Origin of the sequence: Micromonospora olivasterospora (assembly GCF_007830265.1) — a bacterium.
Lineage (GTDB): Bacteria > Actinomycetota > Actinomycetes > Mycobacteriales > Micromonosporaceae > Micromonospora > Micromonospora olivasterospora.
Map to the genome: position 1 here is coordinate 1,917,276 of NZ_VLKE01000001.1, position 25,816 is coordinate 1,943,091.

Annotated in this window: 19 protein-coding genes; 9 read left to right on the plus strand and 10 right to left on the minus strand. The window is 69.1% G+C overall.

The features are described from left to right. Positions 1-59 precede the first annotated feature (59 nt). Positions 60-443, minus strand: coding sequence for a DivIVA domain-containing protein (locus JD77_RS08795; protein ID WP_145773836.1), 384 nt, complete (start codon positions 441-443; stop codon positions 60-62). Between the two features lie 244 nt (positions 444-687). Here JD77_RS08795 and JD77_RS08800 point away from each other — a divergent pair, with 244 nt between their 5' ends. Next, complete coding sequence (locus tag JD77_RS08800) at positions 688-879, plus strand: hypothetical protein (protein ID WP_145773837.1); 192 nt, start codon at positions 688-690, stop codon at positions 877-879. A 102-nt stretch (positions 880-981) separates the two neighbouring features. Here the strand turns inward: JD77_RS08800 and JD77_RS08805 are convergent, their stop codons facing one another. Beyond that, positions 982-2,388, minus strand: coding sequence for an IS4 family transposase (locus JD77_RS08805; RefSeq protein WP_145773838.1), 1,407 nt, complete (start codon positions 2,386-2,388; stop codon positions 982-984). A 343-nt stretch (positions 2,389-2,731) separates the two neighbouring features. Here JD77_RS08805 and JD77_RS08810 point away from each other — a divergent pair, with 343 nt between their 5' ends. Continuing rightward, positions 2,732-3,061 carry an EamA family transporter gene (locus JD77_RS08810; RefSeq protein WP_145773839.1) on the plus strand — a complete coding sequence of 110 codons (330 nt, stop codon included), beginning with the start codon at positions 2,732-2,734 and terminating at the stop codon, positions 3,059-3,061. Between the two features lie 995 nt (positions 3,062-4,056). After that, positions 4,057-11,859 (plus strand): hypothetical protein, encoded by a 7,803-nt coding sequence (locus tag JD77_RS08815; protein WP_145773840.1) that lies wholly within the window; start codon positions 4,057-4,059, stop codon positions 11,857-11,859. Positions 11,860-12,385: 526 nt separating this feature from the next. Here JD77_RS08815 and JD77_RS08820 read toward each other — a convergent pair. The 3 genes from JD77_RS08820 to JD77_RS08830 form a co-directional block, all read right to left on the minus strand. Beyond that, positions 12,386-13,102, minus strand: coding sequence for a DUF5753 domain-containing protein (locus tag JD77_RS08820; protein ID WP_281292091.1), 717 nt, complete (start codon positions 13,100-13,102; stop codon positions 12,386-12,388). Between the two features lie 57 nt (positions 13,103-13,159). Continuing rightward, a complete protein-coding gene (locus tag JD77_RS32775) occupies positions 13,160-14,104 on the minus strand; it encodes an exo-alpha-sialidase (protein ID WP_211372515.1) in 945 nt (314 codons plus the stop codon). A gap of 376 nt (positions 14,105-14,480) precedes the next feature. After that, positions 14,481-14,990, minus strand: a complete 510-nt coding sequence (locus tag JD77_RS08830) for a VOC family protein (protein ID WP_145773842.1) — start codon at positions 14,988-14,990, stop codon at positions 14,481-14,483. Positions 14,991-15,090: 100 nt separating this feature from the next. On the opposite strand from JD77_RS08830, the gene JD77_RS08835 reads away from it, so the two are divergent. Together JD77_RS08835 and JD77_RS08840 are read left to right on the plus strand one after the other, a co-directional pair. Then, on the plus strand, positions 15,091-15,621 hold the full coding sequence (locus tag JD77_RS08835) for a SigE family RNA polymerase sigma factor (RefSeq protein ID WP_246140578.1): 531 nt from the start codon (positions 15,091-15,093) through the stop codon (positions 15,619-15,621). Then, entirely contained in the window at positions 15,618-17,060 is a 1,443-nt protein-coding gene (locus JD77_RS08840) for a hypothetical protein (RefSeq protein WP_145773844.1), read from the plus strand. The genes JD77_RS08835 and JD77_RS08840 overlap by 4 nt, the downstream gene beginning before the upstream one ends. Positions 17,061-17,337: 277 nt before the next feature. On the opposite strand, the gene JD77_RS08845 is transcribed toward JD77_RS08840, so the two are convergent. The 3 genes from JD77_RS08845 to JD77_RS08855 all read right to left on the minus strand — a co-directional run bounded on the left by JD77_RS08845 (position 17,338) and on the right by JD77_RS08855 (position 19,221). Then, entirely contained in the window at positions 17,338-17,526 is a 189-nt protein-coding gene (locus tag JD77_RS08845; RefSeq protein WP_145773845.1) for a hypothetical protein, read from the minus strand. Positions 17,527-17,857: 331 nt separating this feature from the next. Next, entirely contained in the window at positions 17,858-18,283 is a 426-nt protein-coding gene (locus JD77_RS08850; protein WP_145773846.1) for a MarR family winged helix-turn-helix transcriptional regulator, read from the minus strand. 104 nt (positions 18,284-18,387) lie between these two features. After that, complete coding sequence (locus tag JD77_RS08855; protein ID WP_145773847.1) at positions 18,388-19,221, minus strand: NUDIX hydrolase; 834 nt, start codon at positions 19,219-19,221, stop codon at positions 18,388-18,390. A gap of 276 nt (positions 19,222-19,497) precedes the next feature. On the opposite strand from JD77_RS08855, the gene JD77_RS08860 reads away from it, so the two are divergent. The 4 genes from JD77_RS08860 (at position 19,498) to JD77_RS08875 (ending at position 24,083) form a co-directional block, all read left to right on the plus strand. After that, the gene (locus JD77_RS08860) at positions 19,498-20,919 is read left to right on the plus strand and encodes a family 2B encapsulin nanocompartment shell protein (protein ID WP_145773848.1); all 1,422 of its coding nucleotides are present in this window, start codon (positions 19,498-19,500) and stop codon (positions 20,917-20,919) included. Positions 20,920-20,942: 23 nt separating this feature from the next. Then, positions 20,943-22,145 carry a family 2 encapsulin nanocompartment cargo protein terpene cyclase gene (locus JD77_RS08865; protein ID WP_246140579.1) on the plus strand — a complete coding sequence of 401 codons (1,203 nt, stop codon included), beginning with the start codon at positions 20,943-20,945 and terminating at the stop codon, positions 22,143-22,145. A gap of 5 nt (positions 22,146-22,150) precedes the next feature. Next, on the plus strand, positions 22,151-23,017 hold the full coding sequence (locus JD77_RS08870) for a geranyl diphosphate 2-C-methyltransferase (RefSeq protein WP_145773849.1): 867 nt from the start codon (positions 22,151-22,153) through the stop codon (positions 23,015-23,017). A gap of 97 nt (positions 23,018-23,114) precedes the next feature. Further along, positions 23,115-24,083 carry a Gfo/Idh/MocA family protein gene (locus tag JD77_RS08875; RefSeq protein ID WP_145773850.1) on the plus strand — a complete coding sequence of 323 codons (969 nt, stop codon included), beginning with the start codon at positions 23,115-23,117 and terminating at the stop codon, positions 24,081-24,083. 43 nt (positions 24,084-24,126) lie between these two features. On the opposite strand, the gene JD77_RS08880 is transcribed toward JD77_RS08875, so the two are convergent. After that, complete coding sequence (locus JD77_RS08880; RefSeq protein ID WP_145777488.1) at positions 24,127-25,134, minus strand: inorganic phosphate transporter; 1,008 nt, start codon at positions 25,132-25,134, stop codon at positions 24,127-24,129. 10 nt (positions 25,135-25,144) lie between these two features. Then, positions 25,145-25,771, minus strand: coding sequence for a DUF47 domain-containing protein (locus JD77_RS08885; protein ID WP_145773851.1), 627 nt, complete (start codon positions 25,769-25,771; stop codon positions 25,145-25,147). Between the last annotated feature and the right edge of the window lie 45 nt (positions 25,772-25,816).

Consider the following 25,816-nt stretch of genomic DNA (forward strand, 5'->3'; position numbering starts at 1 on the left):
GGGCCCGTCCCACGGCCGGCTACGGACGGACCCGCCCCGCCCTGCCACCGCAGCTTCCATCAGCGGTACGGCAGCAGGGCTGGTCCGGGTGCGGGAGCCGGCCGGTAGCCGGCAGGGCGCTGGTTCGCATTCCGCAGCAGGTCACGGGCCTGCGCCTGCTCGGACTGCCACCGGCGGAGGGCGTCCTTGATTCGATGGGTCTCCCCGCGGGCCCGCTCGGCCGCCCGCTGGGCGTCGGCCAGTTCGGCGGCGACCCGGTCGAGGAAGGTCAGCACCTCGTCGGGATCGAGGCCGCGCCGCCCGAGGCGGGTGCGGCCGAACCGGCGGGTCCGCACATCGGCCGGCCGCAGGGGTACGCACGACGCGGACCGGTACGCGGTCCCGCCGGCTCGTTCCGGTACGGCGGAACGACGGCCGAGCAGCCGCTCGACGAGCTGCCTCATGGAGATCCTGCCTTTCGACGTCTGCCAGGGAGAGGGCGGCCCGCCCCTGAGTTGCCGCCCAGGGACGGGACCGCCTGCCGGACCGGCCAGGGGAACGGCGGCACGGCAGGGGGTTGAAGCCAACACGTTGCCGCCGGCCGCAGCCACAGACCCGCAGCACCCTTTCAATGTGCACGGTACACCATACAGGGGCACATTCAAGCTCCGTGCACCTTGCAAGGACAGGGCTGCCTACCGTCAAGCCATGGATTTGGTTGCCCTGTCTGACATCGCCAAGATGCTTGGCAACGTGTCCCGGACCCGGGCGACCGAGATCACCAACCGGAAGGGCTTCCCCGATCCCGTGGCCACGGTCGCCAATGGTCGGCTGCGCATCTGGCTACGGGCCGATGTCGATCGCTGGATCCGGGAGCACCGCCCACATCAGGCAGACTGAGCAGTGCTCCAGGTCGGGAGGTCGCAGCGTGCCACGTCAGCCGCTGCGCGTGATGGGAACCGCCGAGATCGCGGAGTACCTCGGAGTGCAACACCGTTGCGTTTAGCGCCGTGAGCGGGAGGCAAGCCCCTTTTCGAAGATTGTGATGTCGGCGTGGAAGGTGTAGGTCTGCGTGGTTGCGGGGTGCTGTCCGGCGTTCGGGCTGTACTTGCTGGTCGGGTTCTTGCGGGAGCGGGCCTTGATTCGAGGGCGGCGCCAGGCGGGTAGGAGGTCGGCCAGCGCGGCGTGGCCTATCGTGCCGAGGAGGTCGGTTGAGCTGCCGGGAAGGATTCCGCTGGCGGTGGTGATCGTGTCGGCGGCGGCGTCGATGAGGACGGTGAAGCTGATCCGGTCCATGTCCAGGCCGGGCTGGGTGCAGGTGGCGTCTGCTGCCGCGCGGATGAGGGCCTGGTAGGCGGTGAGCAGGGCGTACACCTCCTGCTCGATCCCGGGGATGCTGCGGGAGCGCAGGACGCGGCCGTCGAGCATGGTCGCTTTGATCGAGAAATACGTGGTTTCGGCCTGCCAGCGTTCGTGGTAGAGGTCCACGAGTTCGTGGGCGGGGTAGCGGGTGTGGTCTGTCAGGCTGGTGATCAGCCGCCACTGCTCGCGCCGCAGGCTGCCGTCGGCCAGTGTGACGGTGACCTGCGCTTCGATGACCCGCACCAGGATGAGAGCGGGTAGGCTGCCGTAGCCGATGCGGGCCAGGTAGGAGCCGTCGGGTAGGCGACGCTGGATGGTCGGGCAGCGGCGGGCGGATGAGCGGACCAGGAACTGCGCGCCGGTGGCGCCGACGTCGCGCAGGAATTCCGCGGCGTCGAAGCCGGCGTCGGCCAGCAGCAGCATCGTGCGGTCCAGGACGCCCAGAAGCCGCTGCGCGTAAGCCAGTTCGCCTTCTGTTTCGGGGCCGAAGGCCGCGGCGAGCAGGGCGCGGGTCCCGCACTCGATCATCACGAGCAGCCGTAGCAGCGGGTAGCCGAACTCCAGCTTGTCTCCTACGCGTGTGGGGTAGCGCCAGGTGACCTGTTCCTCGTCGGGCACGTGCAGGTGGGTGCCGTCGATGGCCACGGTACGCAGGCCCCGGTAGAACACGCCGGGCTGGCCGAGCAGACCGACGGCACCGGCCAGGGTCTCGAACAGGCGCCGTAGCGGCGCTACTCCGACCCGGCGGCGAGCGCGTGACAGTGAGGAGATACTCGGCCGCGTCAGGCACAAGCCGGCCAGGGCCGCGGTCAGCTTCCCCCACGTCGCTCGGTAGGAACAGCGGTCGAGCAGGGCGAGTGCGAGGACGAAGTACACCACGACCCGAGACGGCAGCAGCCGCAGCCGCTTCTCGCGTGTCCCGGTTTCTTCCAGCACCGCGTCGACCAGGTCGAAGTCGATGATCTGGGTCAACTCGCCCAGATGTCCGGGCGCGTGCACACCCCCGGCTACCTCGATCGACCGGGTGATGACAGACTTCTCCTGCAACGGGACTCCTGAGGCATGATCTTCTTGCTCGACACAAGTTGATCTATCAGAAGTCCCGTTCGCGTCTTCAAAGTCCCCCTTGACTCATCCGCCGATCGCCAAACGCAACGGCGTTGCCTCGGAGTGTCCCGGCAGTGGGTGGAGGTTCTGAGCAAACGTCGGGACTTCCCCGAGCCGGCAGCGGTTCTGAAGGCCGGCCGAATCTGGCGGACGGAGGACATCGAGCACTGGGCGACCGAGCACCGGCCGCAATCCGAACCCGACGAGCCCGCGTAGGGGTCTACAAAAAGATCAGTGGTTGAAGACTGACCAGCAGGGCCCCACTCGGGCGGGTGCCGCCCGAATGATTGCCCTGGCTCTGCTCTGGGGCTCCAGCTTCCTGTGGATCAAGCTGGCCCTGCGCGGCTTCAACCCCGTTCAGATCGTCTTCGCCCGCCTCCTGCTCGGCTTCGTGGTCCTGACACCGCTGGCCCTGTCCCGCGGCCTGCGATTTCCCAAAGGCCGGGCCACCTGGGCGCACCTGTTCGTCGCCGCGCTGGTCTCCAACGCCGTTCCGTACGTGCTGTTCGTCGCCGTTCTCCTGGGCTGGCTGGCTCTCGGCGAGGCCGTCACGCCCGCGATCCTGGCCGGCATCACCCTGGTCCTCCTCGGCGTCGCCCTCACCAGAAGTTGAAGCACCGGCCGAGTGCCGGCCGCTGCCGACGCACGCTCATGCCGAGAAGCGGATGTTCGATATGCGAGCGCGTTACCCCGCTTCGACGGCCTACCGGTCCTGGCCTGGGGCGGGGCCGGTGGTCCGCTACAGTCCGCCCGTGTCGACCGACGAGTTGCTGCTTACCCATCCCCGACTCGCCCGCACCTAGACATCTGCACCTCGGTCGACGGCGCTCGCCTGCTGCGCCGCCCGCCCGTGCGACCGCCGTCGTCGTACAGAGCGCCGCTGCTCGCCCCGGCCGAGGCCGAGACGGCCGCGCAGCATTTGGAGGACCTGGCCGACCTGGCCGACTCCGGCTACCGGCCGCCGCGCGGCCGACCCGCTACAGCCGGGCGGCCCGCCGTCTGCGGCACATCGTCGACGTCGACGCCGGCCCTGGCCGCTGAGTACCTGACCGCCGGAGACCAGGAGCTGCCGCTGACCGTGGGGGGAGCTGCTCGCCCTGTTGCACATCCAGGAGCCGGCCGGCGCAGGTCCGGCGACCCCGCCGGCACGTGGCCGCGCGGGCCTGCGAGCGGGCCGGCGGAGACACCGGCGCGGTCTGGATGGACATCGCCGGTTGACCTGCGCTGTGAGCCGGTGTGGGTCAGGGGTCAGGCCCCGCGGGGCCCGGCGTGGGGTGTGGATGTGTGGTGACGCACGTGTGGGCGGGATGGCTGGCGTCGCCGGTGTCGACTACCGTCACTTTACGGTGAGGGGTGCGTGGCTCTCGGCGATCAACACTGCCGGTGGTGGTGGGCGTCGGCCGGGTCGTGGGGCGAGGTGTGGGGGTTTTGGCCGCCGGGTGGGCGACGGGGTGGTGAGGTTGTCGCCGGCGAGGTGGTCGGGGGCTGGGGTGGGCGGCCTGCGGGGCTGGCTGATCCGTACTGGGTGTCCTTGGTTCGGGGGCGGGGAAGGAGCGTTGCGCGTTGGTCGCCGCCGCTTTTTCGACTGTTGAGCTCAGTGAGAGTTCGTTGCGGGTTTTAGAAGGGTTCACCGGGGTGCGGGTGTCCCGGGCGAGGTTGCCGTTGTTGTGGGATGACATCGGCACGCTGGAGTTGCTGGCGTATCGGGTGCGTACGGTGCTGGGTCCGTTGCTGGAGCAGACGGTCAGGGCGGTCCGGCAGGCGGGGGAGGGTGAGGCCTTCGACCGGTTCGTGGCGCAGACCGTTCCGTTCGTGGGGAAGATGGCCGAGACGGCCGATCTGATGCTCGCCGTGGTGGAGGCGGAGAAGAAGTTCTTCCTGGAGACGGAGGCCGGCAAGCGTACGACGGTGGCGATGTTCTCCTTCATGCAGGCCGAGTTCGCCGCCGCGGCCGCGATGTGGTTCTGGAATCCGGTGGGGGCGGCGGCGCACGTCGCTCAGGCGCGGACGGTCATCCAGGTGGTCCTGCGGTCGGCGTTGGTGCGGTCGGCGGCGAGTAGCACGGCGATGCAGATGTTGTTCATGCCGGGTTCCGCGCTGCTGGCCGAGGTGTCGATGATGACCGATGGTTTGCAGTCGGGGGTGAACTGGTCGGCGGTCGGTAAGCAGGCGGCGTTCGCGGGGGCGGTGGCGTTCCTGAGCACGGCGGGCGGGCCGGCGTTGGGCAAGGTCGCTGGCGTTGTCGCCGGCGCGGTCGGCAAACTCGGCCTGTCGGACAGCACCAGAATGCTGTTGACCGATCTGTTGACGCGGCCGGTGTTGGAGACCGGCACGGAGGGGCTGTTCGGTATCGGTGCCAGCTTGATGGTCGACGGGTACTGGGACACCGGCAATCTCGGTGCCGATCTTCTGTCCGGGGCGATTTCGGGGGCGGGCGGGTCGACCGCGAGCGGCCTCGGGATCGTCGTGAGTCGCGCCATGATGCAGCCCCGGGTGCAGATGCCTCGCCCCGACTTCACGTGGGATGGTAGGCCGGTCCTGCCGGTGGGGCCGACACCGGTTGGTGGGGACACATTCAAGGGGTACCGGGCTGGGGTCGATGATCCGAAGCCTGTGGTGGACGGCGGGCAGTCCCCGCCGCCGCCCCCGCCTGCGCTGCCGGCATCGAACATGCCCGCGCCGAGTCTGGACCTGCCCGCGCCGCGCCTGGACCTGTCGGTGCCGTCGTGGTCGGTGCCGAGCCTGTCGGTGCCGGTTGCGCCGGCGCCGCAGTGGGTTGTGGCAGCGGGTGGGCCGGTGGTCGAGCGGTGGTATCGGTTCCAGCAGGATCTGGTGGATCGTTACGGTGGGTTGCTGGCCGGGGTGGCTCGGGCGGGCGAGAGCATGGCCGCGCTCGCCGTGCCGGTCGAGGGGGTTTTCGCCGGGTGGGTCGAGGCCCGGCGGGGTGATCGGGTTGTTGCGGCTTTCCTGTCCGCGGTCGGTCTGCCCGCTGCCGCGCTGACCGAGGGGTTTCTGACGGGTGTTCGGCAGCGGGCGGTGGCCCGGATGGTCGAGGCGTTGGCGCCCGCGGGTGGGCAGGTCCCGGCCGAGGTGCGGTCGGAGCAGGTGGTCGCCGGGCTGCCGGCGGCGTTCGACCGGCAGGCGCTGCGCTCGATCGCGCACCTGGCCGTCCAACACCACATCGACCAGCACCTCGCCGCCGGCCTACCCACAGGCCCCGGCACGCCGACAGGCCCCGGCACGCCGTCGGCCGCTGGCGTGCCGGGGGGCGCTGGGGCGGTGGCGCCGTCCGCCGCCGTGCTCGATGCGGTCGTGGGCGGCGTGCGGAGCCAGGTGGACCGAAGGGTCGATGCGATCCTCGGTGCCCCCGCCGTGCTGCCGGCCGTGCTGCCCGCTGTGGTGGCCGGTCCCGACGCCGCGCAGGTGGCCGCCGTGGCGGACGCGGTCCGGCAGGTGGTCATCGACCTGCCCGCCCGTTTCTCGGCCGCGGCCGTTACCGGCGTCACCGGACCGGCCGCCGATGTGGCTACCATCGACGTTCCGGAAAGCGGGCGTACCGGCGCGCCGACAGTGCCGGTAACGCCCGAGCAGCACACCGCGGCGGCGGCCGGTCTGGCGCGGGCCCAGTTCACCGCGCTGGCCCACCGGTACGGCCTGGATCCGGCCGGTCACGACATCCTCGCCGGGTCGTTCCAACAGGAATGGAAGCACCGGTACCAGCAGGTCCTCGCCGAGGCCGCCGGCAGCGCCACGCCCGGCACGGCGGGGACGCCTGGCACCCCGGACGCGGCCAGCGCCGGTAGTACAGTGCCGGCTGGCGCCGCCTCCCGCGCTGATGGCACGCCGATCCACCACAACGCCACCGCCAGTGACAGCGCCAGCGCCAGCGACAGCGACAGCGCCAGTGGCAGTGGCAGTGGCAGTGGCAGTGGCAGTGACAGTGGCATGTCTGTTTCCAGCGACGACGTGTTCAGCAACCTCGACACCACCGACACCATGTCGATCAGTGATGTGTCCTTGCCGGACGAGTCGCTTGGCGGGGTGCCTGGCAAGCACGGCCTCAGCGACGCGGGTTCGTTCAGCGACGGGGATTCGTGGCGGGATGTGTCGTTGCGGGACGGGCTGGTCAGTGGCGGCCCCGGCAGGCACGGCGAGCCGGCTGTCGCGGCAACCGGGCAGGCCGTTGCGGCAACCGGGCAGGCCGTCGGGATGTTCGAGTCCGGGCAGCGGGTCGCCGACTGGGCCGCTGCGGAGCAGGTGCGTCCCGGCAGCGGTGACCTGTGGTGGTGCGTGGCGGCCACTCTCGATGTGTTCCACACCGTGTACAAGCGGTTGGGCAACCGGGCGGTGTTCGACGACCGGATCATCGGACCGGATGGCCGGCTCGCGCCCACCATGGGCTGGCCGCAACTGATGGAGATCCTCGACACGGTACCCGAGCGTGTCGCCCACCCCGACGGGGTCGCGGGAGAAGACGTGCTGGCCGCGTTGCGGACGGCGCCGGGGTCGATGGTCGTGGTCAGGGCCGCGCCACCGAACGAACCGCAGCACGTGTTCGCCCTACACAGCCAGCCACAGGATTCCGGGCCGCCGAGGATCCAGGTGCGGGACCCTCTGCTGCCCGGCGCCGCCGACCGACCCGAGCCGGACGACCCGATACGTGATCCGTGGCTGCGACACCTGTTCGCATCCAGCACCCGGGTGGCCGCGTTCGACCGGAACGGTCGACCCGCCACCATCACCGACCTGCTCGGCCAGACCACCGGCCACCCGCAACCGACAACCACGACCGACACCGACACCAGCGCGTTCCTGCTCGCCTCCACCAGCCCGCCACGCGGCCCGTCCCACGCGATGCTCACCACCTCCACCGACCCGGCCGACTCTCCAGGCGGACTGCCATCCGATCCAGCGGGCAACGGCGATCCGTCTGGCCTGGCGTCTGGTGATCAGGAATTCCAGAACGTATGGGACCCGGATCTGGATGGGATGGATCTGGACACACCAAAGCTCGACGAGTGGGGGCCGCCGCAGGACACCGAACAGGTCCAGTCCCCGCTGTCCGGAATGCCAGGGGTGGATGTCGCGTGGGTGCCGTTGGGTGTGGGGGACAACGCGACCGTGGCGGTCCCGCAACAGCGGGATGCGGGAGACCACGACCCGTCTTATCTTGACCCGAGACTTCTTGACCCGGCATTCGTGGAGGATCTGTGGATGCCGTACCTGGACCCGGACCCGGACCTGGGTGTGGGTCTAGGTCCGGGAGGGGTGGAACTGTCGGCGCTGCCGCCCGGCTGGGGGTGGACGCCACCGGACGGCACCGAACAGGTCGATTCTTTGTACCCGCCGTCTGGGGTTGTGCCGGAGGTGGATGTCGCGTGGGCGCCGTCGGTGGTAGGGGACGACGTGACCGCGCCGGACGATCGGGACACGGAAGATCACAACCTGTCTTCTCTTGACCCGGCGCTTCTTCTGGATGGTGTGGATGGGGTTGGCCGGCCGGTGTTGGAGTTCGCGGTGCCGGCTGATGGGTATTGCGTGTTGTCGGCGTTCGTTGTCGCTGATCCGGTGTGGGTGCGGGACGTGTTGGCGCAGGCAGGGGTGCTGCCGGCGGATCTGTATGAGTGGCTGTCCGGTCCTGAGCGGGTGCGCGTCAGTGTGGGGTGGATGGCTGGTGAGGTGCCGGCCGGGTCTGAGTTGGCGCGGGTGAACGAGTTGTTGCAGGCCCGTGTCGGGTCGTACCTGGACATTTGTTTCGGGTGGTTGCCGGCCGATGTGGTGATGCAGCGGCGGCATCTGCCGCAGGGGCAGCCGTGGCGGCAGGTGCGGGAGCTCAGCGATGGGCAGGTGTTGGCGCGGCTGATGGAACGTGTCGGCGACCAGGGCGTTTCGGTGGGCGGTGTTGTCACCGAGGCTGGTTTCCTGGATGCGGGGCGGATCGGGCAGCGGTATGACGAGGCGCGTGCGGAGTTGATCGGGTTAAAGCAAAATCCAGGCGCGGTGACGGATGTGCCGCAGGAGCAGTTGGACTTCGTCAATGGGCGTGGCCGGGGTTTCCCGGTGGCGTTGTTGGCGCCGGATCGGGCCCGTGACTATCTGGTCCACGTGTTGAGCACGTCTGACGGGCCGCTCGAGGCGGACGAGTTTGCCGAGGTCGTCGACACGGTGGCGGATTGGGACCGCCGGTGGGCGGAGCCGGGTGGGGAGTTCCTGCTGCCGTTGCTGGCCCACGCCACCGGTAGCCGGATCACCGTTTGGCAGCGCACGGGGCGGGGGGCGAGCCCGGTGGCGGTGTTCGGGCCGCGGGACGGCCGGCGGGTCACCTTGTACTACGTCGCGGCCGACCCGGCGAACCCCACCCACTACAACCACTACAACGCCGCTGTTCCCGCTGCTGTCCCGTTACCGTCCGCGCCGGCCGAGCTGCCGCGGTCAGACGAGTGGGACGAGTTGTTCACGCGATTCTCCGGCGTGATGGGGCTGCCAGGTGCTGAGGATGTGCGCCGTGGTCTGCAGGCGGAGTTCGACCTCATCATCGACAGAACCAACTTCGCTGAAGAGAACGGCCTGTCCCCGGAGGACGTTCACCGGCTGCGGCAGGCCTTGGACACGCGCGGGACGTCCGTTCCCCACCTCAAGGGGGCGCTGCTACGCCTGATGTCCGAGGTGTACGAGGTCAACATCACCCTGGCCTCGGCCGCGTCGGGATTCCACGACAACGATGGTTTCGCACCCGGGTATCCCAGGATGGTCGCACTGGGCCACCCCGACACTCAGATCACGTCCGGCCCGGCATCTCCGCACACGCGATCCACACCGATCCGTACCGGCCAATCGGCAAGCCCGCACCCCACACCACAGCCGCCCCCAGCGGCCTCCACCACCAAGGCGCCACTACCAGAACCGCCAGATCACGTGGTCACTTGGCGGCCCGGCACGGACGGGCCTCAAACCTTCCGCGATTACATGGCAGAGCTGGAAGGAAAGGGTGAACTCCCCGACCGGGTATCCCTGCCCAAAAAGAAAAATGGGTCGTTTGGGCCGGGGATGGCCGTATGGGTGAAAGCCTGGGCACAGGGACTGCAGGGTAAGACCGCCCCCGACGGCCACCCCTACACCCAGGATGAGGTAGCCACACTATCCGGCAAACTGATCGACCAGACATCGGTCGGGAATTATTGGCGGGAGGCGGCGCCGCCGCTGCCCCCACCACCAGATCACGTGGTCACCTGGCGGCCCAGCAAGGACGGGCCCGCCACCCTCCGCGAATACCTGAAGACGCTGGAAGAAAAGGGTGAACTCCCCGACGGCGCATCCCTGCCCAAAAAGAAAAATGGGAAGTTTGGGCCGGGGATGGCCGTATGGGTGAAAGCCTGGGCACAGGGACTGCAGGGTAAGACCGCCCCCGACGGCCACCCCTACACCCTGGATGTGGTAGCCGAACTATCCGGCAACCTGATCAACCAAAAATCGGTCGGGAGATATTGGCGGGAGGCGGCGCCGCCGCTGCCCCCACCACCAGATCACGTGGTCACCTGGCGGCCCGGCAAGGACGGGCCCGCCACCCTCCGCGAATACCTGAAGACGCTGGAACAAAAGGGTGAACTCCCCGACCGGGTATCCCTGACCCCCGACAGAAAGGGGAGGCTGGGGCCGGGGATGGCCGTATGGGTGAAAGCCTGGGCACAGGGACTGCAGGGTAAGACCGCCCCCGACGGCCACCCCTACACCCAGGATGCGGTAGCCACACTATCCGGCAAACTGATCACCCACGTATCGGTCGGGAAATATTGGCGGGAGGCGGCGCCGCCGCTGCCCCCACCACCAGATCACGTGGTCACCTGGCGGCCCAGCAAGGACGGGCCCGCCACCCTCCGCGAATACCTGAAGACGCTGAAAGAAAAGGGTGAACTCCCCGACCCGGTATCCCTGACCCCCGACAAACAGGGGAAGCTGGGGCCGGGGATGGTCGTATGGGTGAAAGCCTGGGCACAGGGACTACAGGGTAAGACCGCCCCCGACGGCCACCCCTACACCCTGAATGTGGTAGCCGAACTATCCGGCAACCTGATCAACCAAAAATCGGTCGGGAGATATTGGCGGGAGGCGGCGCCGCTGCCCCCACCACCAGATCACGTGGTCACCTGGCGGCCCGGCAAGGACGGGCCCGCCACCCTCCGCGAATACCTGAAGACGATGGAAGAAAAGGGTGAACTCCCCGACCCGGTATCCCTGACCCCCGACAGAAAGGGGAGGCTGGGGCCGGGGATGGCCGCATGGGTGAAAGCCTGGGCACAGGGACTACAGGGTAAGACCGCCCCCGACGGCCACCCCTACACCCAGGATGAGGTAGCCACGCTATCCGGCAAACTGATCACCCACGTATCGGTCGGGAATTATTGGCGGGAGGCGGCGCCGCCGCTGCCCCCACCACCAGATCACGTGGTCACCTGGCGGCCCAGCAAGGACGAGCCCGCCACCCTCCGCGAATACCTGAAGACGATGGAAGAAAAGGGTGAACTCCCCGACCGGGTATCCCTGACCCCCGACAAACAGGGGAGGCTGGGGCCGGGGATGGCCGCATGGGTGAAAGCCTGGGCACAGGGACTACAGGGTAAGACCGCCCCCGACGGCCACCCCTACACCCAGGATGCGGTAGCCACACTATCCGGCAAACTGATCACCCAGGTATCGGTCGGGAAATATTGGCGGGAGGCGGCGCCGCCGCTGCCCCCACCACCAGATCACGTGGTCACCTGGCGGCCCAGCAAGGACGAGCCCGCCACCCTCCGCGAATACCTGAAGACGATGGAAGAAAAGGGTGAACTCCCCGACCGGGCATCCCTGACCCCCGACAAACAGGGGAAGCTGGGGCCGGGAATGGCCGCATGGGTGAAAGCCTGGGCACAGGGACTACAGGGTAAGACCGCCCCCGACGGCCACCCCTACACCCAGGATGCGGTAGCCACACTATCCGGCAAACTGATCGACCAGACATCGGTCGGGAATTATTGGCGGGAGGCGGCGCCGCCGCTGCCCCCACCACCAGATCACGTGGTCACCTGGCGGCCCAGCAAGGACGGGCCCGCCACCCTCCGCGAATACCTGAAGACGCTGGAAGAAAAGGGTGAACTCCCCGACCGGGTATCCCTGACCCCCGACAGAAATGGGAAGCTGGGGCCGGGAATGGCCGCATGGGTGAAAGCCTGGGCACAGGGACTACAGGGTAAGACCACCCCCGACGGCCACCCCTACACCCAGAAGGAGGTAGCCAAACTATCCGGCAAACTGATCACCCAAGAATCGGTCAGGAATCATTGGCGGGAGGCGGCGCCGCCGCTCCCTCCACCGCCACCCGGAACGGGTCAAGGTCTCGAGTTGCCGTTTGATTTACACCTTCTGCGTTATTAGTTCTCGAGTTTCACGGGCCTTAGGGGTTTCCTAACGCTCATGTCACCGGGGATCATTTGGTTGATATTTAGGGCGTGGGGTCGAGTGTCTGGCCGGGCACCCAGCATTCGTCCCGGATGTCTGTGTCGGCAAAGGACCATTTGACGACAGGTGCGCAACGGAGTCAATGGATCACTCCCGACCACGGGAATCCGACCCGCCGATCCAATGCAGGCCGATCCGAGTCGACGACAGCGTTTGATGACAGCCCCGGTTCGCTGGCACGTTGACGGCCCGCGCGAGCCAGCTTGTCGACGCGCGGGCGGCGGGGCAGGTGGCCGTGGGTCGGCCACCACGGCGCGCAGCGCGTCGAGGCTGACCACTTGTGATGGCCGCCGGTAGCGATAGGGTGGCCAACGGCAATCCGGACAAAAACGGCCCCCGCTGGGGGCCGTTCCTGCCGTATCTCTCGGGCGTCCTTCGGAAGCGAGTGCGGCCCGAAGGTTGCCGAGTAGCCTCCACGCAGATGCCCCCGCCCGATTGGGCGTCAGACGCCTCGGAGGCTCTGGATGGCTCGGATGATGAGCTGCCGGGCAGGCTCGTCGAACACCGCCTCGGCGTTGAGTCGGTCCATCGCGTGAGCGTAGGCCTCGGCCTCGTCACCGTGATGCATCGTCTCCCCGATGAACGTCTCCACGACGGCCAGGTCGTCGAACAGGATGAAGCCGTTCTGGGGTGCGGTCGGCAGGTACACCCCGAAGGGAATGATCCCGAACTGGAGGTTGGGCATCCCGGCGAGCGCCAGCAGACGGTCGAGCTGGGCGAGCTGAACCTCGGCCGGGCAGAGCAGCAGCCGCAGGGCCGCCTCGGTGACGACGAACTCGAACCGCTTCGAGGTGTCGTAGAGGATTTGGTGGCGGCGTACCCGTTCCGCTGTGGCGGCAGCGATCTCTTGTTCGTCGGCCCCATGGAGGCCGACGCCTTCCTGGATGCGGTGCCGGGCGTACTCCGCAGTCTGCAACAGCCCAGGGATGTAGACGATCTCGGCATTGCGAATCACTCTGGCGTTCCGAGCAAGGTCGTCATAGTTGCGTGGCCGGGGTGCTCGCCGTGGTTGGTTGGCGCCCGCGTGCGCGGCGCATCCTGGCAAAGCCCTCGTCGAGGGTGATTGTGTGGGTACCCGATCACCCTCGACGCGGACTTCATGCCGGTGCGCCCATCGAGCACGGGGAGTTACGGATATTACTCCCGCAAGCCGCTCCACTTCTGTGCATCGATGACAGGCAGGGGAGGTCGGCGGGGTATGGGATGCAGGACCGGTTCAGTTGCGGTGCGCGCTGTACAGCTGGTTGTTGAATACGGCCAGGCCCAGCCCAGCAGCCGTGTAACGGTGCGGGAGCATCGGGGTGTCCGGGATCCACTTGGTGCCGTCGAAGGACGTGTAGCAGACGGTGGGATTGTCGCCACCGCGGTGCACGCAGTACAGCTTGCTGTTGAAAACGGCCAGCGCTGGCGTAGTGGCCGTGTAAGTGTTGGGGATCGGAGCGTCCGCGCTCCAGCTGATGCCGTCGAAGGTCATATAGCGAAGGTTGGGACCATCGCTGGGGAGGAAGGCGCAGTACAACTGATTGTTGAATACGGCCAGGCCCGGCCCAACAGCCGTGTAACGGTTGGGGGCGATCGGGGTGTCCGTGCTCCACTTGGTACCGTCGAAGGACGTGTACCAGAGGAACCCATCGTTGCCACCGCGGTGCACGCAGTACAGCTTGCTGTTGAAAACGGCCAGCGCCGGTTCAGCAGCCGCCTGAGTGTTGGGGATCGGAGCGTCCGCGCTCCAGCTGGTGCCGTCGAAGGTCATGTACCGAAGGTTGAGGTCATCGCTGGTGCGGAAGACGCAGTACAACTTGTTGTTGAAAACAGCCAGGCCCGGCCCACCAGCCGAGTCGCGGTTGGGGACGATCCGGGTGTCCGTGCTCCACTTGGTGCCGTCGAAGGACGTGTACCAGAGGTAGTCAAGAGCCGCTTCGTTGCCACCGCGGTGCACGCAGTACAGCTTGCTGTTGAAAACGGCCAGCGCCGGCACAGCGGCCGTCTGGCTGTTGGGGATCGGAGCGGCCACGCTCCAGCTGGTGCCGTCGAACGATCCGTACTGGAGATCCTGGTCGGCCATCGGATACTTCAGCCCCTCTTCGGTCGAAAAGATAACGGCGTGGGATTCCCATATCTGCCACGAGATCGGTGTTGAAAGCAGTTGCGTGGCACCCATGCAGGGCCTGATCCGTACCCGGTTTTCGCAGAACCTCCTCGCAGAACATGATTCGACGGGTTCGGTCGGACTCCAGGACGGCCCCTCCGACAACCGAGCGTGACAGCTAGAACGATAAGCGCCCAGATTGGGGGAGCGCCAGGGATGCTGACTGGGTGACCGGTTTCTGACTCCATTCTTGACTTCAATGAAGTTAACAAATCAAGCTCCGCCTATCGGACTTGCCCGCAGCCTCCACAACCAGAGACCGGGACCAATGCCGCGTAACCAGAGGCAAAGCAAGGCTAGTTGCTCTTCGTTTGACCTGGTGAGGTGTGTGCTCGCGGGTCGACCCAGGGGTGGACAGGCGCGGCCTTCCTAAGCCGACGATGAATGTTCATACGCCGTTCATTGTCTCCGAAGAAAAGCCGTACGTGTCAGTCTCCATCGGCAGCGCCTGGACGGCCGCCTGCTGGCCTGTCCGAGCGGCCGGGTCGGGGCTGGCCGGCTGCGGGGACGCCTCGTAGGAGATGAACTCGAGCAGGCTTCCATCAGGATCGCGAAAGTAGACGCTTGCCCCTGTCCCGCCGGCACCGAACCGCCGAACAGGTCCTGTTTCCACCTCGACATTGTGTTGTCGCAGGTGTGCCACCGCCTCCTCGATCGGCCCCTCCCAGACGAAGCAGATGTCACTGTTCCCCGGGCGAACGGGGAGACGGGCAACGTTGTCCGCAAGGTCGACACCCGGCCCATGAACGTTCAACTGGTTGGGGCCGACTCGGAACGCAACGCGGTCGCCGCCAACGCTGATCACCTCAGCACCGACGACATCGCGATAGAAGTCGGTGGAGACCCGCCAATCCGAGACAGCGATGACGGCGTGGTCCAGCCGGGTCACGGGCACCATCTCACGACCCTACGGTTTCCCACTCAACCCCGGACGTCGCTGGTCGCGTCTCACTCTGCATCCGCTCGTGAACGCGAGACGGACGCGACCTGGAGGTGGCGTGAGTCGCTACGAGGACGACGAACAGTTCCGGCTGTTTGTACAACGACAGTGGGGGAGGCTGTTCCGAACGGCCTACCTGCTGACCGGCGACCGGGGGACAGCCGAGGACCTGGTGCAGTCGGCGTTGGAGAAGACCCATCGGCGCTGGGGGCGGGTACTGCGCAGGGATGCGCCCGAGGTCTACGTACGCCGGGTGATGGTCAACACGGCGATCTCCTGGCGGCGTCGGCGGCGGCCGCTGGAGGTGCCGCTGCTGACCTCCGACAGCGCGTCGATGCCGGACGCGTACGCGCAGGTGGAGGAGCGGCAACTGCTCCTCACCGCGCTGCGTCGGTTGCCGCCCAGAACCCAGGCGGTTCTGGTGCTGCGCTACTTCGAGGACCTCAGCGAGGCGGACACCGCCAGGGTTCTCGGCTGCTCCGTCGGCTCGGTGAAGAGCCAGGCGTCGCGCGGGTTGGCCCGGCTGCGGGTCGAGTTCGCCCCACCCGCCCCTCAGTCCCCGGTACGGCTCCAGGAGGAACCGGCATGACCGAGAGCTTCGCGCATTCGACGCTCAGTCCCGCGCTGTGGCAGGCCGCGCACGGTGTCGACGTACCTGAGGACCCGTGGCCGGGGTTCGCCCGGCGCGAGCGACGGCACCGGCGCACGCGGCTGATCCGGACGGCGGTGGCCGCCGCGGTCATGGCCGCGCTCGTCGGGGTCCAGACCAACGTGGTGCCCCTCCCCGGCTGGGCGCCCGGCATCGCGGTCGCCGCCGCCCCGACGGCGCTGCTCGACGCGCCGCCCCGGGGCGCACTGGCCGGCGACCATGCCTGGCTGGACACGCTGCGGGCGCGAATCAGCACCGATCCGTCGATGAGCACCGACACCTCGTTGGGTGGCTCGAACCCGGACGGCTTCTGGAAGGTCGGCGATCGCGACCGGATTCGTTTGCTCTACGGCAGTGACCAGCCGGGCCACCGGGTCGCGCTGGTCGCGGTGCCGCTGCGGTTCGGCCTACTGACCAAGGAGGCGCTGGTCTGGTACGTGGGTCCGGCCGGGGCCAGCGCCCAACAGATGCGCTACGCCGGCCACAGCGAGGGCGTCGACGACCCGGTGATGACCCTGATGCAGGCCGGCCCCGACCGGGGCGGATTCGCGGTTGTCGTCGGGCCCGCCGAATCCACCGTGATGATCAGTGGCGACCCTCGGTACACGCCGAGGGGAACCCTGGAGTACCAGGACCTCGCCAGGGCGGACGGCAGCGGCGTCGGGATCGCCGTCCTGCCCCCCGCGCCGCTCCAGCACGAACCCGTCGTTCGGGTCAGCCGCGACGACCACGTGCTCTACCAGGGCGGCCTGGGCGGCGGCCCGTACGCCGGGATCGGCCCGACCGGACCGGAGATGGACATCCTGCTCACCGCCGCCCGACGGGGCGACCGAGGTACGCCGCTGGACGACGCCAACCTGCGCAACTTCGTCGAATCGACACTCCTCGACAGTCGCCTCCCGGCTGCCGGGACGACGGTACGGATGCGTTGGTCGGGCAGCGAGCACGGCCAGTCCGCCGCGCTGCTCACCGTGCAGCCCGCCGGCGGCGGGGTGATCGCGTACGCCATGCACGGCGACAACCGAACCGGCTGGTGGACCGACCTGCGGCTGCTGCTGCCGGCCGAGGGCGCCGACCAGCGACCAATCGGCTGGCGGATCCGGGCCGACGACAGCACCCGCACGCCGACGGACCAGGTGCGGGTGATCGCCCCGCCGGACGCGGCCCGCGTCACGGTCACGGTCGGCGGCGCACCCCCGGCCACGGTCACCCTCGACGCGTCGAACGCCGGCACCACCCGGGTACCGCCGGACCAGCCGGCCACCCTCACCGCGTACTCCACCGACGGCAGCGTCCTCGGAACCACTCCGTTGCCGCCGGTCGAGGCCAACATGTCGGGCCTGCCGGGCGACAGCCCGGCTACCCGGGTGACCCCCTGACGAACCGCAAGCGTGGCCGAGCCGCCCGAAGACGGCTCGGCCACGCCGAGCAGGTTCATAACCGGGGCGGCCCGCTCCCCCAACCGCCCAGGTCGGCCAGTCTCGGAACCCACGGCTTGATCCGGTGCGCACATCTGCCGCAGACCGATCGGCGCGTAGCGTCACCGCCGGCCGATCAAGACGGGCGTGCGGTCGTGCCGAAGGTGGTGCATTCGATCGCGACAGTTCGAGGTGCTCGCGGACGTTCAAGACCGCTCTGGCGCGACCGTGGTGACCGTTAGTTGTCGATGTCGAGCAGGAACGTGGTCAGTGCCGCGGCGACCTCGGTCTCGCCTCGGTGGTGGGGTCCGAAGTGGTTCAGTTTCGGGAAGGTGAGTACCCGCGACGAGGGGAGCACCTCGGCGAGCCGGGCCGTGGAGGGGCCGACGTGCGCCAGGTCGCTCCGGCCGCCGGTCATCAGCAGCACGTCGACGGATACCTCGCGGTAGTGGGGGTAGCTGTTGTCGAGCCGGCCGACCTCCGCATGCTCGTGTAGGGCCGGCTCGAGCAGCTCGACGACCTTCGCCCGCTTTTCGCCGGGAAGGCCAGCCGCAGGATGGCGGCCATCAGCCAGCGGGGGTTGCGGCGTGCCGCGCTCGGGCCGGTGGCGATGGAGAACGTGGCGAACGCGTCGATCGGACGGCCTCGGGCCAGAAGCCGGCGGGCCGGTGGGATCCAGTCGGTGGGAATCAGGCCGTCGGCATGGCGAAACTCCTCACGGTGATCCGAGTGGGTGTTGTGGCGCGTCCGCCGGTGTCTCAGCCGCCGCCCAGGGCGGCGTTCAGCCGTCGGGTGTACGCGAGGTAGGTGTCGAACGGCACGCCGCTGGACTCGACCAGCTCGGTGAGCCGTCCGATCAGCTCGGTGCCCGCCCGCTCGACCAGCTCCCGGCCGGCGTCGGTGAGGGCGATCCGGCGCCGGTTGCCGCCGGCCGGGTCCGGTGTCACGGTGAGCAGCCCGGTGCCGGCGAGGGCGGCGATCATGCGGCTGATCGAGGGCTCGGTCACCGCCAGGCTGTCGGCCAGCGCCCGCTGGGTGCATGCCTCCAGCTCGCCGACCGTGACCAGGACCATGAACCGCCGGTACGACATGCCGTGGTCGGCTCGCAGGATGCGGTCACCGGCACGCTCTAGGCGGGACACCAGCGTGTGTAGCTCCAGCCCGAGGTTGTTCGGATGGTTCATGGGCAGTATCTTAGAACTATAAGTTAGGAATGCAAGTTTCTATCGACGGGAGGGCCACGAGATGGCACAGTCTTCTGCTGACGGAGTGATCACCGGACCCAACGTCAGTCCAGCACGAACCGGGGTGCGCCGCCCTCCGGCAGGTCGAGGCGCGGGGTGATCGGCGTGGCGGCATCGCGCAGCGCTGCCGCCCGGGCCACCCCGGCCAGGTCACCGGCGGCAGCCACCTGGGCCAGCGTGACCAGGGTCGGCGGCAGCATGGTCAGCTCGCCGGCCGCCGCCCGGGCCAGGGCGTCCGCCGGGCGGATCCACACCGTGTGGTCGGCCTCCCCGGAGACGTCCCGGGTCCGCTGCCCCTCAGGCAGCAGGGCCACGAAAAAGTACGTGTCGAAGCGGCGCGGCTCGAATTCCGGCGTGATCCACCGGCTCCACGGCAGCAGCAGGTCCGACCGGACGGTGAGCCCCCGCTCGGCGAGCAGGTCGGCGAAGCCCCGCCGACGCGCCTCCAGGTCCTGCCGCGCGGCCTCCCAGCCGTCGTCGCTGACGTCGCCCACCACCGTGTGCGCGTCCGGGCCGGCCAGCAGCACCCCGGCCTCCTCGAAGACCTCCCGAGCCGCGGCGCAGACGACCGCCTGCGCCGCGTCCGTGGCCACGCCCAGGCGCTCCCCCCAGATCGCCGGCCCGGGGCCGGCCCAGTCGACGTGGGCCTGGGAGTCGGAGGCGTCCACCCCGCCGCCCGGGAACGCGTACACCCCGCCGAAGGCCATCGCGGCGACGCGGCGGATGACGTACACCTCGAAGTCGGCGCCGGCCGGGCGCAGCAGCAGCACCGTCGCCGCGACCCGCGGGGGCGCCGGCGTGCCGCCCTCGGCCGCGAACCGCCCGGCGTGCTCGACCAGCGCCGGCGGGGCGGGGAAGCCGTCGGCGAAGATCGTCACCCCGCAAGCCTAGTCCAGGAAGTGCCCGTCGATCGCGGGCGTCACCGGACCCATTTTTCGGCCCCCGGCACTGCCCCCCGCCGGGCCGCAGGCCGCTGAGCAGCAACGTCTCAAATTACGACGATCACTGTTCTAACAGGTGAAACCATAGTGGATCGCAAATATCGCGGTATGTAGCGTCGCGGTCACTGATCGCGCCGGCGCCGGTCCCTCGCCTCTCCCGTCAGGCGTCGCTCGTCCATTGTCGGCAGCCCATGTTTCCGAAAGGGGTCAATCATGCTCAGTTCACTCACCTCAGACACCGTCGGAGACGGGCACACACAGATCAGCCTGAGCACGGCGGCCGCCCGCAACCTCGCGACCACCACCAAGTCCGTGCCGCAGATGCAGGAGATCAGCTCCCGCTGGCTGCTGCGCAACCTGCCCTGGGTACAGGTCTCCGCGGGCACGTACCGCGTGAACCGGCGACTCAGCTACCGGATCGGCGACGGCCGCGTCTCCTTTGTCAGCACCGGCGCGGACATCCAGGTGGTACCCCCGGAGCTCTGCGAACTCGCGCTGCTGCGCAACTTCGGCGACGAGTCCGTGCTGCGCGGCCTCGCCGGCCGGTTCACCCGCCGGGACTTCGAGCCCGGTCAGGTCATCGCCCGGTCGGGGACGGCGGCCGACCACCTCTACCTCATCGTGCACGGCAAGGTCGCAAAGCACGGTACCGGGGCGTACGGCGACCCCGTCCAGATCGGCGTGCTGGCCGACGGCGAGTTCTTCGGTGACCAGACACTCCTCGACCCGGACGCGACCTGGGAGCACAGCGTCCGGGCGCTGACCTCGGTGACCACCCTGGCGCTGCCCAAGCAGGCATTCACCCAACTGCTCGCGGACTCGCCGTCCCTACGGGAGCACGTCGAGCGGTTCCGGCTCGCGGCGAGCCTGCCCCAGAACAGGCACGGCGAGGCGGCGATCGAGATAGCGGCCGGGCACACGGGCGAGCCGACGCTGGCCGGCACCTTCGTGGACTACGAGCTCGCTCCCCGCGAGTACGAGCTGGCCGTGGCGCAGACCGTGCTGCGGGTGCACACCCGCGTCGCCGACCTCTACAACGAGCCGATGAACCAGCTCGAACAGCAGCTGCGGCTGACCGTCGAGGCGCTGCGCGAGCGGCAGGAGCACGAACTGGTCAACAACACCGACTTCGGTCTGCTGCACAACGCCGACCACCGGCAGCGCATCCACACGCGGACCGGCCCGCCGACCCCGGACGACCTCGACGAACTGCTCACCATGCGGCGCGGGACGCGACTCTTCCTGGCCCACCCGAAGGCCATCGCGGCGTTCGGCCGGGAATGCACCCGGCGGGGCATCTACCCCGATCCGGTGGAGGTCGACGGCCACCGCGTACCGGCCTGGCGCGGGGTGCCCATCTTCCCCTGCGGCAAGATCCCGATCTCCGGCGCGCACACCACCTCCATCCTGGCGATGCGGACGGGCGAGGACGACCAGGGCGTGGTCGGCCTGCACCAGACCGGGATCCCGGACGAGTACCAGCCGAGCCTCTCCGTGCGGTTCATGGGCATCAACGACCAGGCGATCATGTCGTACCTGGTGAGCGCCTACTTCTCGGTGGCCGTACTGGTGCCGGACGCCCTCGGCGTGCTGGAGGACGTGCAGCTGTCGCACTACGGCGACCAGGCGGCCTAGTGTCTCCGCGGTCCCTGACACCAGTGTCCGCCGCCGACGCCCTGAGCGGCTTCGCCGCCGACGCCCTGAGCGGCTTCGCCGCCGACGCCCTGAGCGGCTTCGCCGCCGCGATCCTGGCCGCCACCGGCCGGGCCCCCTCGGCGGAGCTGTCGCAGGTCGCCGCCGGCCCGACGGCGCTCGACCGGCTCACCGACAGCACCGGCCTGGGCAGATCCGCGTTCCGCATCCCCCGGTCGCCGATGCTGCCACCCCCGACCGACGACGGGGTGCCGGAGCTGTTCTGTCCCGGCCCGGTCCGGGACGACCCGGCGCTGGGCGAGACGGTCAACGACGGGATCGTGGAGTGGGCCGGGCAGGTCGGCATCTACCCCGGGCAGCTCGACCGGCTCCGGGCGTACAACTTCGGCCGCCTGATCATGCTCACCCACCCCGCCACCAACGACCCGGACCGGCTGCTCGCGGCGGCGAAATGCGTCGTCGCCGAGTGGGCGACCGACGACTACGTCGTGGACGAGGTCAGCCTCGGCGCGGACCCGGCCGTGGTCGGGTCCCGCCTGGCCAAGCTCCACGCGGTGGTCGACCCGGCCCGCCTTCCGGCCAGGTACGCGCCGCAGCTCGACGCGTACCGGCGGGACGAGCCCATCGCCACCGCCTTCCGCAGCGCCATGGAACACCTGGCCCGCTACACCACGGTGGCGCAGCTGGGCAGGTTCCAGCACCAGCTGGGCATCCTCTTCCTCGCGTGGAACCAGGAGGCGGACTGGCACGTCAACGGACGTACCCCGCCGGTGTGGGAGTACCTGGTGCAGCGGCACCTGAACAACTTTCTCCCGCCGATGGTCCTCGTCGACGCGGTCGCCGGCTACGAGCTCTCCCCCGACGAATTCTTCGACCCCCGGGTACGCCGTGCGTACACCACCGCCGCGCTGGCGAACGTGCTGCTGAACGACATCCATTCCGGCACATGCGAGTCGGACACCGACTTCAACCTGCCCCGAGTGATCTCCATCGAGGAGGGGTGCTCCCTCCGTGACGCGGTCACCCGGACCGTGGAGATCCACAACGAGCTGATGCACGCGTTCGTGGCCGACGCCGCGACGCTCAGCCTCATCGGCTCGCCCAACCTGCGGCGGTTCCTGGCCGACATCTGGGCCTGGCTCGGCGGCAGCCGCGAATGGCACGCGACCACCTCTCGCTACCACGGCGAAGCGACCACAAGGAGTTGAAGGGCATGACCATGCAGACGTCCACCATCGGCAAGCCGGTGTTGCGCACTCCGTACCAGCGTTCGGTCGCGGCGTACTGGAACACCAACCAGAACGACCCGGTCAACCTCAAGCTCGGGGAGATCGACGGCATCTACCACCACCACTACGGCGTCGGCGACTACGACCCCGCCGTGCTCGACGGCCCAAAGGAGACCCGCGACGAACGCGTCATCGCCGAGCTGCACCGGCTGGAGACGGCGCAGGCGAACGTCCTCCTCGACCACCTGGGCGACATCGCGCCGACGGACCGGCTGCTGGACGCCGGCTCCGGCCGTGGTGGCACCAGCCTCATGGCCCACCAGCGATTCGGCTGCCACGTCGACGGAGTGTCCATCTCCGAGTACCAGGTCGGGTTCGCCAACGAGCAGGCCGCCGTCCACGGCGTCGCCGACCAGGTCGCGTTCCACTTCCGCAACATGTTGGACACCGGCTTCGACAACGGGCGGTACCAGGCCGTCTGGACCAACGAGACGACCATGTACGTCGACCTCTTCGAGCTGTACGGGGAGTTCGCCCGGCTGCTGCCGTTCGGCGGACGGTACGTCTGCATCACCGGCTGCGCGAACGACGTGACCGGTGGTCGCTCGAAGGCGGTGAGCCGGATCGACGAGCACTACACCTGCAACATCCACCGGAGGAGCCAGTACTTCGCGGCGCTCGCCGCCAACCGGCTCGCACCGATCAACGTCGTCGACCTCACGGCCGCGACCATCCCGTACTGGGAGCTGCGGGCCAAGTCGTCGGTGGCGACGGGGATCGAGGAGGCGTTCCTCACCGCGTACCGCGAGGGTTCCTTCCACTACCTGCTCATCGTCGCCGACCGGATCTGACGCCTGATCGGGGATGACTCTCGGCTGCCGGCCGCGCCCCCGTCGGCGCGGCCGGCGGGGCGCGTGCGGTGCCGACGCGGGCCGGTAACGTACCGACATGACGCGTTGGGGCATCCTGGCCACCGGCAACATCGCCGGCCGCTTCGCCGAGGACCTGCGGCTGGTGCCGGGGGCAGAACTGGTCGCGGCCGGCTCGCGTACGCCCGAGAGCGCGCGGCGGTTCGCCGAGCGGCACGGGGCGCGGCGCGCGTACGGCTCCTGGGCGGAGCTGGCCGCCGACGACGAGGTGGGCGCGATCTACGTGGCCACCCCGCACGCGGCGCACCACGAGGCGGCCATGACCTGCCTGGCCGCCGGCCGGGCGGTGCTGGTGGAGAAGCCGTGCACCCTCGACCTGGCGACCAGCACCGAGCTGGTCGAGACGGCCCGCGCCCGCGACGTCTTCCTCATGGAGGCGATGTGGATGCGGACCAACCCGCTCGTCCTGCGGCTCGCGGAGCTGGTCGCGGACGGCGCGATCGGGGAGATCACGAGCGTGCAGGCCGACTTCGGGGTGGCCGGGCCGTTCCCGCCGGAGCACCGGATGCGGGCCCGGGCCCTCGGCGGCGGCGCCCTGCTCGACCTGGGCGTCTACCCGGTCAGCCTGGCCCACCTGCTGCTCGGCGTGCCGCAGCACGTCGGTTCGTGGGCGCGGCTCGGCCCGGAGGGGGTGGACGAGAACACCGGCATCGTCCTCGGCTACGGCTCGGGGGCGGTGGCCACGCTGAGCTGCGGCATGGTCGGGGAGACCCCGCGGGTCGCCGCGATCACCGGCACGGCCGGCCGGATCGACCTGCCCGCGCCGTTCTTCCGGCCGCCCTCGGCGACGCTGCGCCGGGCCGGCGCCGCCCCGGAGACGATTCCCGCCGACCTGACCGGCGGCGGCTACCAGTACGAGGCGGCCGAGGTGCAGCGCTGCCTCGCCGAGGGGCTGCGCGAGAGCCGGCTGGTGCCGCACTCCGCCACCCTGGAGGTGATGGCCCTGCTCGACACCGTCCGCGCCCAGATCGGCGTGCACTACCCGTGAGACGGGAAAGGGCCCCCTCGCGGGGGCCCTTTCCGACGAGGAGTCAGCCGAAGAGCGGCCGGACCACCAGGTACGTGAGACAGGCGATCAGCGCCGACGCCGGGAACGTGATGATCCACGCGATCACGATGTTGCCGGCGACGTTCCAGCGGACCGCGGAGAGCCGCTTCGTCGCGCCCACCCCCATGATCGCCGAGGTGATGGTGTGGGTGGTGGAGATCGGCGCCTTGAGCACCAGGGCGTTGAAGTAGAGCACCGCGCTGGCCACCGTCTCGGCGGCGAAGCCCTCCGGCGGGCCAAGATCGATGATCTTGCGGCCAAGGGTGCGGATGATCCGCCAGCCGCCGGCGTACGTGCCTGCGGCGAGCATGGCCGCCGAGGTCCAGAACACCCACCCGGGGATGTGGGTCTTGTCACTCTGGAAGCCGCCGGTGTAGAGGGCGAGGACCACGATGCCCATGGTCTTCGCGGCGTCCTGCATGCCGTGGCCGACCGACATCGCCGCCGCCGAGGCGGTCTGCGCCCAGCGGAAGCCGCGGTTCAGCCGGCCCGGCTGGCCCTTCCGGAACAGCCAGAGGATCGCCAGCATCACCAGGTAGCCCAGCACCAGGCCGACGATGGGCGAGAGCACCATCGGGATGAGGACCTTCTCGCCGATGTTGGCCCACTGCACCACGCCGCCGGCCGCCAGCAGGGTCGCCCCGACCAGGCCGCCGAAGAGCGCGTGGGAGGAGGACGAGGGCAGGCCGAAGTACCAGGTGATCAGGTTCCAGGCGATGGCCCCCAGCACCCCGGCGAAGACCACCCCCAGGCTCGCCACCCCCGTTGGCAGGGTGACCAGGCCGTCGCCGACGGTCTTGGCGACCCCGGCGCCGAAGTGCGCGCCGACGAAGTTGCCCACCGCGGCCAGGGCGAGCGCGACCCGGGGGGTGAGGGCGCGCGTCGAGACGCTGGTGGCGATGGCGTTGGCGGCGTCGTGGAAGCCGTTGGTGTAGTCGAACGCCAGGGCCACCACGATCACCGCCAGCACGGCGAGGAGTTCGGGTGTCAGTGACACAGGATCAGGACTCCTTGACCGCGATGGTCTCGACGGTGTTGGCCACGTGCTCGAAGGCGTCGCACGCCGCCTCCAACTCGTCCGCGACCTCCTTCATCTTGAGCACGGTCAGGGCGTCGTACTCGCCGGAGAAGAGGCGGACCAGCAGCATCCGGTACGCCTGGTCGCCGTCGTTCTCCAGCCGGTTGCACTCGATCCAGTAGTCCTCGAGGTCCTTCATCGACCGCAGCCGCGGCATCGCCTCGGCGGTCAGCTTGGCCTGCTGGTCGAGCACGTTGACCAGCTCGTGCAGCTCGCGCGGGAGCGCCGGGAGCTTCGTCAGGCCGTACAGGTAGAGCAGGTTGCCCACGGCCTCCAGGTGGTCCATCACGTCGTCGAGCAGCGAGCCCAGACGGTAGATGTCCTCCCGGTCGAACGGGGTGATGAAGGTAGAGTTGATCTTCTTGTACAGCTCGTGGGTGATCTGGTCGCTGTCGTGCTCGACCTCGGTGAGCCGCTCGCTCACCGACTGCACGTCGACACCCGGCAGGGCCAGCTCGTTCAGCAGCTCGGTGCCCCGTACCAGGTTCTGCGCCGCCCTGGTGAAGAGCTCGTAGAAGGCGCCCTCGGTGGGGCGGAAGGAAAACTTCACAGCCTGGACCTCGTCGTGTCGGTGGAAGGGTGGCGGACGCCCCGG

Excerpts from the sequence above, each read along its gene's own strand:
- JD77_RS08795 (WP_145773836.1), bottom strand. The coding sequence starts at position 443 with ATGAGGCAGCTCGTCGAGCGGCTGCTCGGCCGTCGTTCCGCCGTACCG.
- JD77_RS08800 (WP_145773837.1), top strand. The coding sequence starts at position 688 with ATGGATTTGGTTGCCCTGTCTGACATCGCCAAGATGCTTGGCAACGTG.
- JD77_RS08810 (WP_145773839.1), top strand. The coding sequence starts at position 2,732 with ATGATTGCCCTGGCTCTGCTCTGGGGCTCCAGCTTCCTGTGGATCAAG.
- JD77_RS32775 (WP_211372515.1), bottom strand. The coding sequence starts at position 14,104 with ATGGGTGCCACGCAACTGCTTTCAACACCGATCTCGTGGCAGATATGG.
- JD77_RS08830 (WP_145773842.1), bottom strand. The coding sequence starts at position 14,990 with ATGGTGCCCGTGACCCGGCTGGACCACGCCGTCATCGCTGTCTCGGAT.
- JD77_RS08840 (WP_145773844.1), top strand. The coding sequence starts at position 15,618 with ATGACCGAGAGCTTCGCGCATTCGACGCTCAGTCCCGCGCTGTGGCAG.
- JD77_RS08850 (WP_145773846.1), bottom strand. The coding sequence starts at position 18,283 with ATGAACCATCCGAACAACCTCGGGCTGGAGCTACACACGCTGGTGTCC.
- JD77_RS08860 (WP_145773848.1), top strand. The coding sequence starts at position 19,498 with ATGCTCAGTTCACTCACCTCAGACACCGTCGGAGACGGGCACACACAG.
- JD77_RS08870 (WP_145773849.1), top strand. The coding sequence starts at position 22,151 with ATGACCATGCAGACGTCCACCATCGGCAAGCCGGTGTTGCGCACTCCG.
- JD77_RS08875 (WP_145773850.1), top strand. The coding sequence starts at position 23,115 with ATGACGCGTTGGGGCATCCTGGCCACCGGCAACATCGCCGGCCGCTTC.